13 protein-coding genes are annotated in these 15,788 nt (G+C 63.0%); 11 read left to right on the forward strand and 2 right to left on the reverse strand.

Annotated features, from left to right (window positions below; genetic code table 11):
* Positions 1 to 172 precede the first annotated feature (172 nt).
* The 4 genes from E0L37_RS20475 to E0L37_RS20490 all read left to right on the forward strand — a co-directional run bounded on the left by E0L37_RS20475 (position 173) and on the right by E0L37_RS20490 (position 5,159).
* Positions 173 to 1,741 (forward strand): hydantoinase B/oxoprolinase family protein, encoded by a 1,569-nt coding sequence (locus E0L37_RS20475; protein ID WP_133493500.1) that lies wholly within the window; start codon positions 173 to 175, stop codon positions 1,739 to 1,741.
* 103 nt (positions 1,742 to 1,844) lie between these two features.
* A complete protein-coding gene (locus tag E0L37_RS20480) occupies positions 1,845 to 4,025 on the forward strand; it encodes a TonB-dependent receptor domain-containing protein (RefSeq protein ID WP_133493501.1) in 2,181 nt (726 codons plus the stop codon).
* A 115-nt stretch (positions 4,026 to 4,140) separates the two neighbouring features.
* The gene (gene grxD, locus E0L37_RS20485) at positions 4,141 to 4,473 is read left to right on the forward strand and encodes a Grx4 family monothiol glutaredoxin (RefSeq protein ID WP_133493502.1); all 333 of its coding nucleotides are present in this window, start codon (positions 4,141 to 4,143) and stop codon (positions 4,471 to 4,473) included.
* 83 nt (positions 4,474 to 4,556) lie between these two features.
* Positions 4,557 to 5,159, forward strand: coding sequence for a peroxiredoxin (locus tag E0L37_RS20490; RefSeq protein ID WP_133493503.1), 603 nt, complete (start codon positions 4,557 to 4,559; stop codon positions 5,157 to 5,159).
* A 1,109-nt stretch (positions 5,160 to 6,268) separates the two neighbouring features.
* On the opposite strand, the gene rnt is transcribed toward E0L37_RS20490, so the two are convergent.
* Positions 6,269 to 6,937, reverse strand: a complete 669-nt coding sequence (gene rnt, locus E0L37_RS20495) for a ribonuclease T (RefSeq protein ID WP_133493504.1) — start codon at positions 6,935 to 6,937, stop codon at positions 6,269 to 6,271.
* Between the two features lie 226 nt (positions 6,938 to 7,163).
* Here rnt and E0L37_RS20500 point away from each other — a divergent pair, with 226 nt between their 5' ends.
* The 7 genes from E0L37_RS20500 to E0L37_RS20530 all read left to right on the forward strand — a co-directional run bounded on the left by E0L37_RS20500 (position 7,164) and on the right by E0L37_RS20530 (position 15,378).
* On the forward strand, positions 7,164 to 8,387 hold the full coding sequence (locus tag E0L37_RS20500; RefSeq protein ID WP_133493505.1) for an argininosuccinate synthase: 1,224 nt from the start codon (positions 7,164 to 7,166) through the stop codon (positions 8,385 to 8,387).
* 167 nt (positions 8,388 to 8,554) lie between these two features.
* A complete protein-coding gene (locus tag E0L37_RS20505) occupies positions 8,555 to 8,989 on the forward strand; it encodes an ATP-dependent zinc protease (protein ID WP_133493506.1) in 435 nt (144 codons plus the stop codon).
* The gene (rimK, locus tag E0L37_RS20510; RefSeq protein ID WP_133493507.1) at positions 8,986 to 9,894 is read left to right on the forward strand and encodes a 30S ribosomal protein S6--L-glutamate ligase; all 909 of its coding nucleotides are present in this window, start codon (positions 8,986 to 8,988) and stop codon (positions 9,892 to 9,894) included. The genes E0L37_RS20505 and rimK overlap by 4 nt, the downstream gene beginning before the upstream one ends.
* A 123-nt stretch (positions 9,895 to 10,017) precedes the next feature.
* Positions 10,018 to 11,091, forward strand: a complete 1,074-nt coding sequence (locus tag E0L37_RS20515; protein ID WP_133493508.1) for a succinylglutamate desuccinylase/aspartoacylase family protein — start codon at positions 10,018 to 10,020, stop codon at positions 11,089 to 11,091.
* Positions 11,092 to 11,141: 50 nt separating this feature from the next.
* A complete protein-coding gene (locus tag E0L37_RS20520) occupies positions 11,142 to 12,263 on the forward strand; it encodes an App1 family protein (RefSeq protein ID WP_133493509.1) in 1,122 nt (373 codons plus the stop codon).
* Between the two features lie 281 nt (positions 12,264 to 12,544).
* On the forward strand, positions 12,545 to 14,452 hold the full coding sequence (locus tag E0L37_RS20525) for a PHB depolymerase family esterase (protein ID WP_133493510.1): 1,908 nt from the start codon (positions 12,545 to 12,547) through the stop codon (positions 14,450 to 14,452).
* A 269-nt stretch (positions 14,453 to 14,721) separates the two neighbouring features.
* On the forward strand, positions 14,722 to 15,378 hold the full coding sequence (locus E0L37_RS20530) for a TetR/AcrR family transcriptional regulator (RefSeq protein ID WP_133493511.1): 657 nt from the start codon (positions 14,722 to 14,724) through the stop codon (positions 15,376 to 15,378).
* Between the two features lie 9 nt (positions 15,379 to 15,387).
* On the opposite strand, the gene E0L37_RS20535 is transcribed toward E0L37_RS20530, so the two are convergent.
* Entirely contained in the window at positions 15,388 to 15,786 is a 399-nt protein-coding gene (locus E0L37_RS20535) for a rhodanese-like domain-containing protein (protein ID WP_133493512.1), read from the reverse strand.
* Positions 15,787 to 15,788 lie beyond the last annotated feature (2 nt).

The raw sequence follows: 15,788 nt of genomic DNA on the forward strand, positions 1-15,788 counted from the left end.
CGTCCGGCGTCCGGCGTCCGGCGTCCGGCGTCCGGCGTCCGGCGTCCGGCGTCCGGCGTCCGGCGTCCGGCGTCCGGCGTCCGGCGTCCGGCGTCCGGCGTCCGGCGTCCGGCGTCCGGCGTCCGGCCTGTGGCATACTGCCTGTTCACTCTCCGCCAACCCGATATTGTCCATGAACCCCGTACAACTGAGTATCTTCGCCAACCGCCTGGCCGGCATCTGCGACGAAATGGGCGCGCTGCTGCGGGCCAGCGCGCTGTCACCGAACATCAAGGATCGATTGGATCTGTCCTGCGCGCTGTTCGACGCCGCCGGCCAGCTTTGCGCCCAGGCCGCCCACATCCCCGTGCATCTGGGTTCCATGGCCTACGCCATGGCGGATCTGGTGGAACAGCGGGACTGGGCCGACGGCGATCTGCTGGTGGTCAATGACCCCTACCTGGGCGGCACCCATCTGCCGGACGTTACCGTGGTGGCGCCGGTGCTGGTGGCCGACGAGCTCATCGGTTTCGCCGTTACCCGTGCCCACCACGCCAATATCGGCGCCCATTCGCCGGGGTCCATGCCGGTGTCCCGCACGCTGGAGGAAGAAGGCCTGGTGATCGCGCCGCAGTGGCTGAAGCGGCGTGGCGATTGGCAGCTGCCACTGTGCCGGCGGCTGGCCGGGCTGGACGGCCCCGGCCCGTTACCGGTGGATGTGCCCCGGTTCGCCGATTTCGCCGCCCAGGCCAGTAGCTGCCTGGCCGGTGCCCGGCGTCTGGCGGAGCTGGCCGGGGAGCGGGGCACGGCTTGGGTGGCGACGGCGATGGAGGCCCTGAACCTCTATGGCGAGCGGCGCATGCGGCAGCGCCTGGCGATGCTGCGTGACGGCGTGTATCGGTTCCGCGATTGGATGGACGACGACGGCCAGGGCCACCGTGATATCGCTATCGCGGTGACGTTGACGGTGGCTGGTGAGCGGGCCCATCTGGACTTCGGTGACAGCGCTGGCCAGGTCGACGGCAATATCAATTGCCCGTTGTCGGTGGCCGCCGCCGCCGCTTATTACTGTTTCCGTTGCCTGTTGCCGGATGATGCGCCGTCCTGCGCCGGGCTGTTCCGGGCGATCACCCTGGAGGCACCCGAGGGCAGTCTGGTCAACGCGCGCCGCCCCGGCGCCGTGGCCGCCGGCAACGTGGAAACCAGCTCGCGCATCGTCGATGTGGTGCTGGGGGCGCTGGCCCAGGCGGAGCCTGAAGCAATCCCCGCCGCCAGCCAGGGCACCATGAACAACCTGGCCATGGGCGAGGGCGGCGAACGGCCCTGGGACTATTACGAGACCATGGCCGGGGGGACCGGCGGCCATGCCCTGGGCCCCGGGGTGTCGGCGGTGCACAGCCACATGACCAACACCCTGAACACGCCCATCGAGAGCCTTGAAGAACACTATCCGTTACGGGTTTGGCGGTACCGGTTGCGGCGCGGCAGTGGCGGTGACGGCCACCACCGCGGTGGTGACGGCATCGAGCGGGAATTGGAGTTTCTGGCGCCGGCCCGTTTCACCTTGCTCACCGAGCGTCGCTATCACCCGCCCTGGGGCCTGGCTGGCGGCGCCGACGGGGCGATGGGGGAGAACCGGCTCAACGGCGCGCCGCTGCCGGCCAAGGTCAGTGCCCAGGCCAACCCCGGAGACCGTCTGCTACTGGCCTCTCCCGGCGGCGGTGGCTATGGCCCGAAGGATGATCATCAGGGATGGCGGTAACAAGAAGGTCATGAAAGGTAAAGTGACTTAGCTGTAAATACGAATTGTTTTCATTAGTCTTCCTGCTTCCTTACAAAGCTGACAAAATTGCGGGAACGACAATATGCAAATTCGTACTCTTTTCTGGAGCGCGGCGTTGACGCCCTCCCTGGTGCTTGCCGAAACCGGATCTCACCGGCTGCCGGCGGTGGATATCATCGGCTCCTCAGCGGACGCTTTCAGTTTGTCAGGCTCCGCCTATGTGTTGACCAATGAGGATCTGGAAAAGAAAGAGTACACGGACGTACATCGCATGCTGCGGGATGCCCCCGGCGTTTATCTGCAGGAGGAGGATGGCTACGGACTGCGTCCGAATATCGGCATTCGCGGTGCCGCCAGTGGCCGCTCCGAGCGGGTGTCGCTGATGGAGGACGGAGTACTGATGGCTCCGGCGCCTTATGCGGCGCCGGCGGCGTACTATTTTCCCAGTGCCGGCCGGTTTCATGGCATCGAGGTTCTCAAGGGGCCGGATACTCTGCGCTACGGCCCCTTTACCGTCGGTGGGGCGATCAACTTCCTGTCCACGCCGATTCCTGCTGCCCCGGCCGGCATGGTGCAACTGGAAACCGGTGAGAACGGCCACCAGCGTGGCCATGCCTGGTACGGGGCCACGCATGGCCAATGGGGCTTCCTGCTGGAAACCCACCAGCAAAGCAGCGACGGCTTCAAGGACGTGGACCGTTCCGACCGCGATACCGGTTTCGACAAGCGCGACTATGTCGCCAAGCTGCGTTGGACCAGCCCGGCGGAAGCGTCGCTACAGCAGGCACTGGAACTCAAGCTGTCCCATTCCAGTGAAGTCTCCAACGAAACCTACCTGGGCCTCAGCGACCGGGACTTTCATGATGACCCCGATCGGCGCTACGGGCTCAGCGCCCTGGATCAGATGGACAACGATCACGATGGCATCGCCCTGCGCCATCATCTGGTGCTCGGCGACCGCACCCAACTGGAGTCGGTGATTTACCGCAATGAGTTTCAGCGCGACTGGTTCAAGGTCAGCGGTGCCGGTGGCCGTGGCCTGGGCGGCCTGATCGATGCCGCCAACGGCGGCGACGCCGATGCCCGGGCGATCCTGGACGGCAGCCAGGACGTCTCCGATGTGACGGTCAAACACAATAACCGGGAATACACCGCCAAGGGGATCCAGAGCGAGCTGGTCCATGCCTTCACCACCGCCGCTCTGGAGCATGAGATAGTGGTGGGCGCCCGTTTCCATCAGGACGAGGTGGATCGTTACCAGCCGGTGGAGGTGTTCTCGCAGACCAACGGTGCTTTGGTGCCCAGTGGTTACGTGGCGCCCACCGGCGGTGACAACCGGGTGGAAGAGGCCGATGCCTGGTCGGCCTGGCTGGTGGACAAGGTGTATATCGGCAAGCTGATCCTGACCGGTTCGTTGCGGTATGAGGACATCGAATCCAAGGCCCGCCGCTACGGTGACCCGGGGCGGGATACCGTGAGCCGGCGTGACAGCAACGAGGTCAGCGAGGTGCTGGCCGGATTGGGCGCCACCTACCTGCTGAACGATCAGTGGTCCTTGCTGGCTGGTGTACATCAGGGGTTCGCTCCGGCGGGCGCTTCCGCCACGGATGGCACCGACCCGGAGAAAAGCGTGAACTATGAGGCCGGTTTCCGCTACTGGGGCGAGCGCTTGAATCTGGATGCCATCGGTTTCTACAGCGATTACGAGAATACACTGCAGAATTGCTCGCTGGCCTATCCCTGCGATCTGGTCGGCGGCGGCAGTCAGGACTCCGGCTCGGTGAGCTTCGGCGAGTCCCGCGTATACGGCCTGGAGCTGGCGGCCGGCAGCGAACTCTGGCGGGTGGGCAATGGCCTGAGCGTGCCGCTGCGGCTGGCTTACACCTATACGCGCGGCAAGATCACCGAATCCTCCGAGTCCAGTGATTCCGTGGTGGAAAGCGGGGATCGCCTGCCTTACCTGCCGGAGCACCAGGTCAGTCTGACGGTGGGGTTGGAGCAGCCGGCCCAGTGGGGCGGCTATCTGACCACCCGGTATGTGGAAGGGATGTGTGTCACCGGCGGCTGCGACAAAGGGTTGGAACGTACCGATGACCTGCTAGTGGTGGATCTGACCGCGTCCTACCATCTGACCAGCGCGGTGGAGGTCTACGGCAAGGTGGATAACCTGTTCGATGAGCGCAAAATCGTCGCCCGCAGCCCGGACGGCGCCCGCCCGAATCCGCCGCGCACGGCCGCTCTCGGGGTCCGCGTCCATTTCTGACCGGCCATGGGCCAGGCTTGAAAGCGCCCGGCGCCGTCCCCACCCTCTGCCCACGGCGCCGGAAGTGCTACACTGACCGGTAACTTCAATCAGCCATCCAGCCAGGTAGTCTTTTATGGACGACGTGCTTCAGGTCATCAAAGACCAGATAGCCCAAAACCCGGTGCTGCTCTACATGAAAGGCACCCCGCAGTTTCCTCAGTGCGGCTTCTCCGCCCAGGTGGTGGAAGCGATGACCAAGGTGAACAAGCCGTTCGCCTATGTGAACATCCTGGAAGCCCCGGAAATCCGCCAGTCGCTCAAGGAATACGCCAACTGGCCGACTTACCCGCAGCTGTGGGTCAGCGGCGAACTGGTCGGTGGCTGCGACATCATCATGGAAATGTTTCGCTCCGGGCAGCTGCAAACGCTGATCGAGAGCGCCGCGGCGGAAAGCGACGCCGAATAAACCTCGGATGCGACGAGAACGCACCGGCACACCCGCCGTTCACGGCGGGTTTTCCCTTGTGACTTAACTGGAGAGATAACGAGATGGGCGTATTGGTAGGTAAACCCGCACCGGACTTCACCGTTCCCGCGGTATTGGGCGATGGCAGCATCGTCGACGAGTTCACCCTGTCCGAGGCGATCAAGGGCAAGTACGGTCTGGTGTTCTTTTACCCGCTGGATTTCACCTTCGTCTGCCCGTCCGAGCTGATCGCCCTGGATCACCGCATGGACGCGTTCAAGGAACGCGGCGTGGAAGTGGTCGGTGTCTCCATCGACAGCCATTTCACCCACAACGCCTGGCGTAACACCCCAGTGAACGACGGCGGTATTGGCGCGGTGAAATACACTCTGGCAGCCGATATGAATCACCAGATCGCCCAGGCTTACGATGTTGAATCCGAAGGCGGCATGGCGTTCCGTGGTGCGTTCCTGATCGACAAGAACGGTGTGGTGCGCAGCCAGATCGTCAACGACCTGCCGTTGGGCCGTAACATCGACGAGTTGGTGCGTCTGGTGGACGCCATCCAGTTCCACGAAGAACACGGCGAAGTGTGTCCGGCCGGCTGGCAAAAAGGCGACGCCGGCATGAAGGACAGCCCGGAAGGCGTGGCCTCTTACCTGTCCGAGAACGCGGACAAGCTGTAAAGCGCGGAAGACCGGACGCCAAAGTCAAAACCCGGGACTGAAGGCGTTGCGGAAATAAAAAATTGCCGGGAGCAATTTTTAACGTTGCTCGGCGACGGCCCGCAGGGTGACCGCCATGGACGGCGGTCATAAAAAATTGCCGGGAGTAATGTTTAACGTTCCCGATTCGAGTGAACCGCCGCGTTCCGGACTCCCACAACGACAAACCTTTCCAGGAGAGGAAAGGATATCCGTATTGCCCGGTTACCTCGGAGACATCCATTCAGAGGTGGCTACAGCGCCGCTGTGGGAAGAGGCCCGGGCGGCGCTCCGCTTGGTGGCGAAGGCCCTGGACCGTTGGCGATTCGCTTGCCAGCAAGCTTCCCACAGCGGCTTCGTGGCAGATCCGTGGGAGACCAGCATGCTGGCGAATTCCGGCCCTCTGGTGTTGGGATACTCGCTTGCCAGCAAGCTTCCCACAGCGGCTTCGTGGCATGATCCGTGGGAGACCCGCTTGCTGGCGAATTCCGGCTCTCTGGTGTTGGGATATTCGCTTGCCGGCAAGCTTCCCACAGCGACTTCGTGGCAGATCCGTGGGAGACCCGCTTGCTGGCGAATTCCGGCCCTCTGGTGTTGGGATATTCGCTTGCCAGCAAGCTTCCCACAGCGGCTTCGTGGCATGATCCGTGGGAGACCAGCTTGCTGGCGAATTCCGGCCCTCTGGTGTTGGGATATTCGCTTGCCAGCAAGCTTCCCACAGCGACTTCGTGGCAGATCCGTGGGAGACCAGCTTGCTGGCGAATTCCGGCCCTCTGGTGTTGGGATATTCGCTTGCCGGCAAGCTTCCCACAGCGGCTTCGTGGCATGATCCGTGGGAGGCCCGCTTGCTGGCGAATTCTGGCCCTCTGGCGTTGGGATATTCGCTTGCCAGCAAGCTTCCCACAGCGGCTTCGTGGCATGACCCGTGGGAGACCAGCTTGCTGGCGAATAGAGCGGCTTGGTAGCCCCTTCCGTTACAGACCCGTGCCCATGATTGAAGCGCCGTGGCCCGCTAAACCGCGATGAACCTAAAAGAAGGCGTTTTAGTGCTTGCCAGGGCATTGTGTCTGGTTTTGCATTGCCAGCGCCCCTCAGTCCAGTTCCCGCGCCAGGGTCGGCGGCATCTTGCCGGGCGGCGGCGGCGGCCAGCCGCCCAGGTCGCGGAAGCGGTTGACCATGGAGCAGAACAGCTCGGCGGTGCGGGTGGCGTCGTAGAGGGCGGAATGGGCCTCGCGCTGGCTGAAGCGGATGCCGGCGGCCTCGCAGGCCTTGGCCAGCACCGTCTGACCGTAGACCAGGCCGGCCAGGGCGGCGGTATCGAAGCTGGAAAACGGGTGGAACGGATTGCGTTTGACGTCGTTCCGCTCGGAAGCGGCGTTGAGAAACCCCTGATCGAAGAAACTGTTGTGCCCGACCAGCACCGCCCGGTTGCAGCCGTTCTGCTTCACCGCCTTGCGGACCGGATCGAAAATCCCCTTGAGCGCGATATCCTCGGCCACCGCGCCGCGCAACGGGTTGCTCGGGTCGATGCCGGTGAAATCCAGGGCCGCCTGCTCGATATTGGCGCCGGGGAAGGGGTCCACATGGAAGTGGATCCGGGTGGCCGGGCGCAGGTGGCCGCCAGCGTCCATCTCCAGCAAAACCGCCGCGATTTCCAGCAGGGCGTCGTGGCGCGCGTCGAAGCCGCCGGTTTCCACGTCCACCACGACGGGCAAAAAGCCCCGGAAGCGCAAGGCAAGGGAAGGGTGTTTCTCGCTCATGGAGTCTCCGTACAAGGCGTGCCCATGCTACGGGGCCCGCTATCCCCGCACAAGACCGCCGGCCCAGAGCCGGGCTGAGGCGCCATTCTACACAAAACCGGCGATAAAGCGCGGCCTCCCGTGGACAGGTGACGGCGATGGACGGTGGCGGGTACAATACGCGGTCTTTCGTTCACTGCCATCGTCCGGCCAAGCCGGCGGTGCGCGTCCACGTGTGGAGCTTTGCATGTCCGGCATCAAGAAAGTGGTATTGGCCTATTCCGGTGGCCTGGATACTTCGGTGATCGTCAAATGGTTGCAGGAAACCTACCAGTGTGAGGTGGTGACCTTTACCGCCGATATCGGCCAGGGCGAGGAAGTGGAGCCGGCCCGCGCCAAGGCCCAGGCCATGGGCGTGAAGGAAATCTACATCGAGGATCTGCGCGAGGAATTCGTGCGTGACTATGTCTTCCCGATGTTCCGCGCCAACACCATTTATGAGGGCGAATACCTGCTGGGCACCTCCATCGCGCGTCCGTTGATCGCCAAGCGTCTGGTTGAAATCGCCGAGGAAACCGGCGCCGACGCCATCTCCCACGGCGCCACCGGCAAGGGTAACGACCAGGTCCGCTTTGAACTGGGTGCCTACGCGCTCAAACCCGGCATCCAGGTGATCGCGCCGTGGCGGGAATGGGATCTGAATTCCCGTGAAAAGCTGATGGCCTTCTGCGAGGACCATGAGATTCCGGTGGATTTCACCAGCAAGAAGAAGAAATCCCCTTACTCCATGGACGCCAACCTGCTGCACATCTCCTATGAAGGCGGCAATCTGGAAGACCCGTGGTGGGAAGCCGAGGAAGACATGTGGCGCTGGAGCGTGAGCCCGGAAAATGCGCCGGATCAGCCCACCTACATCACCCTGACCTACGAGAAGGGCGATATCGTTGCCATCGACGGTGAGCGTCTGAGCCCCGCCGAGGTGCTCGCCAGGCTGAACAAACTGGGTGGTGACAACGGCATTGGGCGTCTCGACATCGTCGAAAACCGCTATGTCGGCATGAAGTCCCGGGGCTGCTACGAAACCCCTGGCGGCACCATCATGTTGCCGGCCCACCGTGCCATCGAGTCCCTGACCCTGGACCGTGAGTCCGCGCACCTGAAGGACTCGGTGATGCCCAAGTACGCCGAGTTGCTGTACAACGGCTATTGGTGGAGCCCGGAACGTCTGGCGCTGCAAAAGCTGATCGACGCCACTCAGGAACACGTCAACGGTGAAGTGCGGGTCAAACTGTACAAGGGCCATGTGGCCGTGGTCGGCCGCCGTTCCGACAACGACAGCCTGTTCGACGCTTCCATCGCCACCTTCGAGGACGATGCCGGCGCCTACAATCAGAAGGACGCCGAGGGCTTTATCAAGCTGAACGCCTTGCGTTTGCGTATCGCCGCCAAGAACGGCCGGAAATTGTCGTAACCGGGCCGTCATCAACGGCTTGTAAAAAGCAGATCGCGGCCCGTGGGCAGCTCCTACACCGACGTTGATTCCAACGGTAGGGGCGGCCCACGGGCCGCGATCGTTTTTAATGGGAAGCTACGGTATCTTCCATATAGTCTGTAAAGACGGAAACCAGGGACCTCAGGATGAAGAAAACCGTCGTTGGCTGGCGGGAGTGGGCCAGTCTGCCGCAACTGGGTATTCAGGCGATCAAGGTCAAGGTGGATACCGGCGCGCGTACGTCGGCGCTGCACGCCTTCAGTGTCGAGCACTTTCAGCGTGACGGCGAAGACTGGGTGCGTTTTTTGATTCATCCGTTCCAGCATTCCGATGAGGTTCGCGAGTGCGAAGCGCCGGTGCTGGAGTTCAGGGTGGTGTCGGATTCCGGTGGTCACCGTGAACGGCGCCCGGTGATCGTCACCGAGGTGGTGATGGGCGGGCAACGGTGGCCGATCGAGGTGACCCTCACGGATCGTGACACCATGAAATTTCGCATGTTGCTGGGACGCACCGCCATGAAGCGCATCATGGTGGATCCCCGGTCTTCTTTCCTACTCGGTGGTAATGAGCGTCAGCCATGAAAATCGCCATTCTTTCCCGTAACAAGCATTTGTATTCCACGCACCGTCTGTTGGAGGCGGGCAAGGAAGCCGGCCATGAGATGCACGTCATCGACACGTTGCGCTGCTATATGAGCATGGTTTCGCACAAACCGGAGATTCACTTCAAAGGTGAGGTGCTGGAAGGCTTTGACGCCGTCATCCCGCGGATCGGTGCGTCCATCACTCAGTACGGTACCGCGGTACTGCGTCAGTTCGAGATGATGGGCGTGTTCCCGGTGAATGAGTCGGTGGCCATTTCCCGTTCCCGGGACAAGCTGCGTTCGCTGCAGCTGTTGTCCCGCAAGGGGGTGGGGCTGCCGGTGACCGGGTTTGCCCACTCCCCGGATGACATTCCTGACCTGATCAGCATGGTCGGCGGCGCGCCGCTGGTGATCAAGATGCTGGAAGGCACCCAGGGGATCGGCGTGGTGCTGGCGGAGACGGTGAAGGCGGCGGAGTCGGTGATCGAGGCCTTTATGGGCCTGAACGTGTCGGTGATGGTGCAGGAGTACATCAAGGAAGCCGGCGGTGCCGATATCCGTTGTTTCGTGGTCGGTGGCAAGGTGATCGCGGCGATGAAACGGCAGGCGAAGGCCGGTGAGTTCCGTTCCAATCTCCACCGTGGCGGCACCGCCAGCCTGATTCGCATCACCCCGGAGGAGCGTGCCACCGCGGTGCGTGCCGCCCGCATCATGGGATTGAATGTGGCCGGTGTGGATATTCTCCGTTCCAATCACGGGCCTTTGGTGATGGAAGTGAACTCCTCGCCGGGCCTGGAAGGGATCGAAAGCGCCACCGGCAAGGACGTGGCCGGCATGGTGATCCGTTTCCTGGAAAAAGAGGCGCGGCCCCATCGTACCCAGACCAAGGGAGCGAAGGGATAAAAGAGAGTTAACAGTTAATAGTGAAGAGTTAACAGCGAAAGGCAAAGGACGAGGTGATCTTTAGCCGCTGTGGGAAGCCTGCTTGCAGGCGAATGCCACTGGCAGATCTGGTGCGGGTAATCGATGAAGAACAGCAACCCCAAAAACCCTAAAGAACAAAAAGCGGTGCCGTTTCAACTGAATGGCATCACCGTGGCGCCGGGTACCCGCGCCAAGGTGGAGTTGCCGCTGGCGCAGCTTTATACACAGACGCCGTTGAACGTGCCGATCCATGTCATTCACGGCCGTCATCCCGGGCCGGTGCTGATGGTGAGCGCGGCCATTCACGGTGATGAACTCAACGGCGTGGAAATCATCCGCCGCCTGCTGCGCCATTCCTCCCTGCGCCGTCTTAACGGCACCTTGCTGGCGGTGCCGGTGGTCAACGTGTTCGGGTTCATTCACAAAACCCGTTACTTACCGGACCGCCGGGATCTCAATCGCTGTTTTCCCGGTTCGGAGACGGGCAGCCTGGGAGCCCGCATGGCCTGGCAGTTCAAGACCCAGGTGCTGGATCGCGCCACCCACGCGGTGGACTTGCACACCGGTGCTATCCACAGGGCCAATTTGCCGCAAATTCGCGCCGACCTGTCCAACCAGGCCACCGCCGATATGGCCAGAGCGTTCGGCGTGCCGGTGGTGATCAACTCGGTGCTGGGTGAGGGCACCCTGCGGGAAGTGGCGGAAGCCCAGGGTATTCCGGTGATCACCTACGAAGCCGGCGAGGCGTTGCGCTTCGAGGAAGGCTGTATCCGGGCCGGGGTGCGAGGGGTGCTCAATGTCATGCACCATCTGGGCATGACCGGCCCGCGCAAGACCCGGGCGCCGCTGGAGCCGCACATCGCCCGCTCCTCCAGTTGGGTCCGGGCGGAGCGCGATGGTGTGTTTCTGCCGCTGGTGGCGCTTGGCGCCTGGCTCAAGAAGGGCCAGCTGATCGGCCGCATCTCCAGCCCGTTCGGTGGTGATGACGTGGCGATGTATTCTCCCTGTGCTGGTATTCTGGTAGGCCGCAACAATCTGCCGCTGGTGAACGAAGGCGAGGCGCTTTATCACATCGCCCGGTTCGATGAAGTGCAGGAAGTGGCGCAGAATCTGGAGGTGTTTACCTCCGACATCGAACATGGCCCGACCCTGGCGGGGGAGCCACCCATCGTTTAGCGTTGCCGCTTTCGCTATTCTTTGTCCCTCTATCGTGACTGGGAGACACCATGCCTGTGCCTTCACCCCGGACGTTGTACCGGGGTCTGCGGAACCTGCTGCGTTTTCTTGCCCGCCCGGTGCGCCGCGCCGAGGGGCGGGGAGAACGGGTGATTCAATGCTATCGGGGCTATGGGTCGCGCCAGGAGCTGTTTCTGATTGGCCGTGTATTCCGTCAGCCGGGCCTGGGGCTGGACCTGGCGGAAGGACCTCTCAACGATCTGGTCAACGTGGGACGGCGTACGGTGCGCTGGGGTATTGGCGGAGCACGGGTTCAGGTGCGTGCTCTGGGCTCCCGGGACCAGGTAAAAACCGACAGTGACGGTTATTTCTCCGTACGTTTGCCAATTCAGGAAACGTTGCCGGTGGAATCATCCTGGCAAACCGTGCGGCTGACGCTGTTGCCGGAGCGGGACGGCGACGAGCCGGCCAACGCGGACGCGAAAGTGTACATCCCGCCCGGGGATGTGGACCTGGCGGTGGTCAGCGACATCGACGATACCGTGATGTTCACCGGGGTCGCCAACAAGCTGTGGATGCTGTATAGGCTGTTCGTGGAGAAAGCCCGTCATCGCACCGCTTTCCCCGGCGTTTCCGCGTTGTATCGCGCGCTGTTTCATGGCCTTGATGGCGAGCGGCGCCGGCCCATGCTGTATGTGTCCCGGGCGCCCTGGACCATCTATGAAATGCTGTCGGAGTTTTTTCACCTCAATCGCATCCCCCATGGCCCGATTCTGTTCCTGCGTGAATGGGGGCTGACGCTGCAACGGCCCTGGCCGCGCCGCGCCAAGGATCACAAGGCGCTGCTGATCCGCCGCATGATGGCGTTGTATCAGCAACTGCCGTTCGTACTGATCGGCGACAGCGGCCAGCGAGATCCGGAAGTGTACGCGCGGATCGTCGCCGAGCATCCGGGGCGGGTGAAGGCGATCTACATTCGGCATGTCCATCAGAGCCCGTCCCGGGATCGCGAGATTCACCGGCTGGCCCGACAGGTAGCGGCTCAGGGTTGTGAGATGATCCTGGCCCGCAACAGCCTGGAGATGGCCCGCCACGCCCACCGCCTGGGCCTGATCAGTGATGCCGGTTTGCAAGAGGTCGATGAAGACTGTCAGCGCCGGTCACAGGACTAGGGCCGACCGGCCGGCACGGCGACTCCCCCCGTTTGTTACAAGCTCCCACGGATCATGCCACGAAGCCGCCGTGGGAAGCGGCCTTGGCCGCGAATGCCCGGACCGTTGGCCATTCGCTTGCAGGCAAGCTTCCCACGGTGGTCTTGACTCCTTCGGCGAAATATTCAACGCTTGATGAGTTTTATTCATCGGATGATGAATAAAGCGGCCGGCCAGCATCGTGTGCCGCGCCGGTCCGGAAACATTATCGAACAACAACAACGACAATCAGGAGAACAACAATGACGAGTAGACCCATGCGGTCCCTGGTGATCGCGTTCCTGACCCTGGTGGCCGCCGCTGCTCCGGCGCTGGCCGGCGCTGGCGCCTGGCAGAACAACCTTTCCCTGGGCGGTTTCAACAAGGTGCATCTCTATACGCCGGATGGCGATTCGCCAGTGGGCAACGGCAAGGCGCTGTTGATCGTGTTGCACGGCTGTACCCAGTCCATCGATGCCTACAAAACCGCCAATCTGGAAGTGGCCGCCGAGGAATACGGCATGGTGGTGGCGGTGCCGGATGCCATGAACAAGGCGGGCTTCAGTTGCTGGTCCTATTGGCAGGGCACCAAGTCCCGTTCCGCCGGTGACTACAAGAATCTGATCAACCTGGCCAATACCCTGTCCGGCGACGCCGCTCGCGGCATCGATCCGAACCAGGTTTATATTGCCGGTTTGTCCTCTGGTGCGGCTTTCGCCAATACCACCGCCTGCCTGGCCCCGGATGTGTTCGCCGGAGTCGGAGTCAGCGCTGGTCCCAGCGTTGGCACCAGTTCCAGTGGCGCCATCGGGACCTGCGAGCAGGCCGATGTGGAAAGCCGCTGCCGCAATCTCGGCGGCGGTTATCAAAGCGCTTTCGACACCCAGGTTGCTTCCATCGCCCATGGCGATGCCGATACCACCGTGGACACCTGCTATAACCGGCAAAACGCCGAAGGCATGGCGGGGTTGTACGGCGTCAGTGAGGTGGCCGGCAGCACCGTGATCAACGCCGACGGCGGTAGCGCCGAGGAATTTCTGTGGCAGGACGGCCGCGTCTCCATGCTCTGGTTTCACGGCCTGGATCACTCCTGGTCCGGTGGTCAGGGCGCCTCCGGCAGCTATGTCAGCGGTGCCAGCATCAATTATGCCCGCTATCTCGGCGGTTTCTTCGCCGAGCACAATGCACGGATCGACCGTAACCGGGTGCCGACCCTGGCCCAGGTGGACGTCACCGCCAGCGCCGATCGGATCCAGGTCAGCGGCCAGGCCAGTGACGAGGACGGCACGGTCAGTAGCGTGGCCATCGTCATCGAGGGGGTGAACGGCGGCGGCGCCACCCTTGCCGCCGCCATCGACAACAACGGTTATTTCCAGGCTACCAGTGATCCCCTGGCGGACGGCCTGTACACCGTGGCGGTGACCGCCGCCGATGACGATGGCGGTGAAAGCGAACCGGCTATCCGTACCGTGCGGGTGGGGCCGGAACCACCGGCCAGCGCGCCGGTACTCAGTGACATCGCGGTGAGTGTGGACGGGCAATGCGCCACGGTTAGCGGTCAGGTGGTGGATGAGAACCAGGATCTGGCCGGGGTGACGGTGACCTTCGCCAGCGGCGTCCGGGCAGCAGGGATCGATGGCGTGCGCTATAGCGCGCGGGCCTGTGACTTGCCGGGCGGCGCTCAGAACGCCACCGTGAGCGCCGAGGACGAAGGCGGGCTGAGCAGCGGCGATCAGATCGATTTCGTCATCGACGCCGGCCAGACCGCCACCCTGGATCAGCACATCAGTGCCGGGCGGTTGGACTACACCAATTACGCCGACTGCTATCTGGAATACGGCGCGGACGCGTTCAAGCTGACCGAAGCAACGGTCAGTGGCCAATGCCAGTGGCAGGATGACGATGCCAGTTGCGCGGGACCGGTACAGGCCTGTTCCGGGGCGGGCGGGGGCGGAGATCCGCAGCCGCAACCGGGTGACGAATGTCAGACCCAGTCCACCTACAATTACTATCACAAGGTGGCGGGACGGGCTTACAGTACGGGTAACTACTATGCGCCGGACTATTTTGCCCAGGGCAGTGATGAACCGATGGCCGGTTCCACCTGGGGCCTGACCGCGTTGTACAGCGAGGATGGCGGTAACGTCTGGCGGCTGGGGGAGTGTCCGTGAGGCACGTAAGACGCAACACGCAACGCGCTTGCACGCCATGCTTGCCAGCCCGGTAGCCATAGGGAAAGGGCTGATTCCTCGGGAAGTCCGGGGTGGGGCAGCACGCCTCCAAGGCTGGCTATCCGGGTTTGGATTCAGCCTGCCGGCGTGTTGCGTGCTAGCGTGCCAGCGAGTGTCCGGCGGTTGTTGAACCCGGGGGGCTTGCGTACTATCCGTCCATGACGACCAAGCCCCCCAAGTCCGCGGCTTCCCCCGCCAGAAAGAAAACCGTGGGCCGTCCGCGTTCCCGCGATGGCGGTGGCAACCGGGACACGCTGATTCTGGACGCCGCCGAGCGTCTGTTCGCCTACCATGGCTATGACGCCGTCACGCTGCGGGCGGTGGCTCGCGAGGCCGATGTGGATCTGGCCCTGATCGGCTATTATTTCGGCGCCAAGCAGAAGCTGTTCGACACCGTGTTCCAGCGTCGGGCACGCATTCTCAACGAGGACCGTCTGGCGGCGCTGGCATCCGCCCGCGCTGAATGCGATCCGATACCACTGGAAAAAATCATCGAGGCTTATCTGCGGCCACTGGAAATGGCCCAGGAGAGCGAGGATCGGGGCTGGCGTAACTATTGCGCGCTGTTGGCCTACGTGAACACCTCGCCGGTGTGGGGACCGGTATTGATGAGTCGCCATTTCGACGGCCCCATGGAAGCGTTCGTGGAAGCGCTGGCGGCGGCCCTGCCACGGGCCGAGCGTGCCGATCTGTACTGGTGCTACCACTTCATGTCCGGTGCCATGTCACTGACGTTCGCCAATACCGGCCGCATCAATGCCATGTCCGGCGGCCTGTGCCGCTCCGACGACTTCCAGACCGCCTATGACCGCATGATTCCGTTCGTGGTGGCGGGGTTCGAACGGGTGTGCGGTCCACTGGGCTGAGCGTTTGGCTCAGTCCTTTTTGTCCACCGTGCCACCGGCTTCACGCCAGGCCTTGAATCCGCCTTCGATGTCACACACCGGGCCGAACCCCATTTCCACCAGCTGCTGGGTGGCCAGGGCGGAACGGTGGCCCAGGGCGCAGAACAGCACGAAACGCTGGCCGCTGGCGAAGGCGTCCTTGTGGTACGGGGAATCCGGATCGACCCAGAATTCCAACATGCCGCGTGGGCAATGCAGAGCGCCGGGCACGGTGCCTTCGCGTTGCAGCTCGCGCACATCGCGCAGATCGACGAAGCGGGTGTTCGGATCGTCGAGCAGCGCCACCGCGTCCTCCGCCGTCAAGGATTCAATGCGGGCCTTGGCCCGCCGTACCAGTTCGTCACTGCTCAGGGTCAGTGTTGTCATCATTC

This window comes from Alcanivorax sp. 24 (assembly GCF_004360225.1).
GTDB classification, from domain to species: Bacteria; Pseudomonadota; Gammaproteobacteria; order Pseudomonadales; family Alcanivoracaceae; genus Alloalcanivorax; species Alloalcanivorax xiamenensis.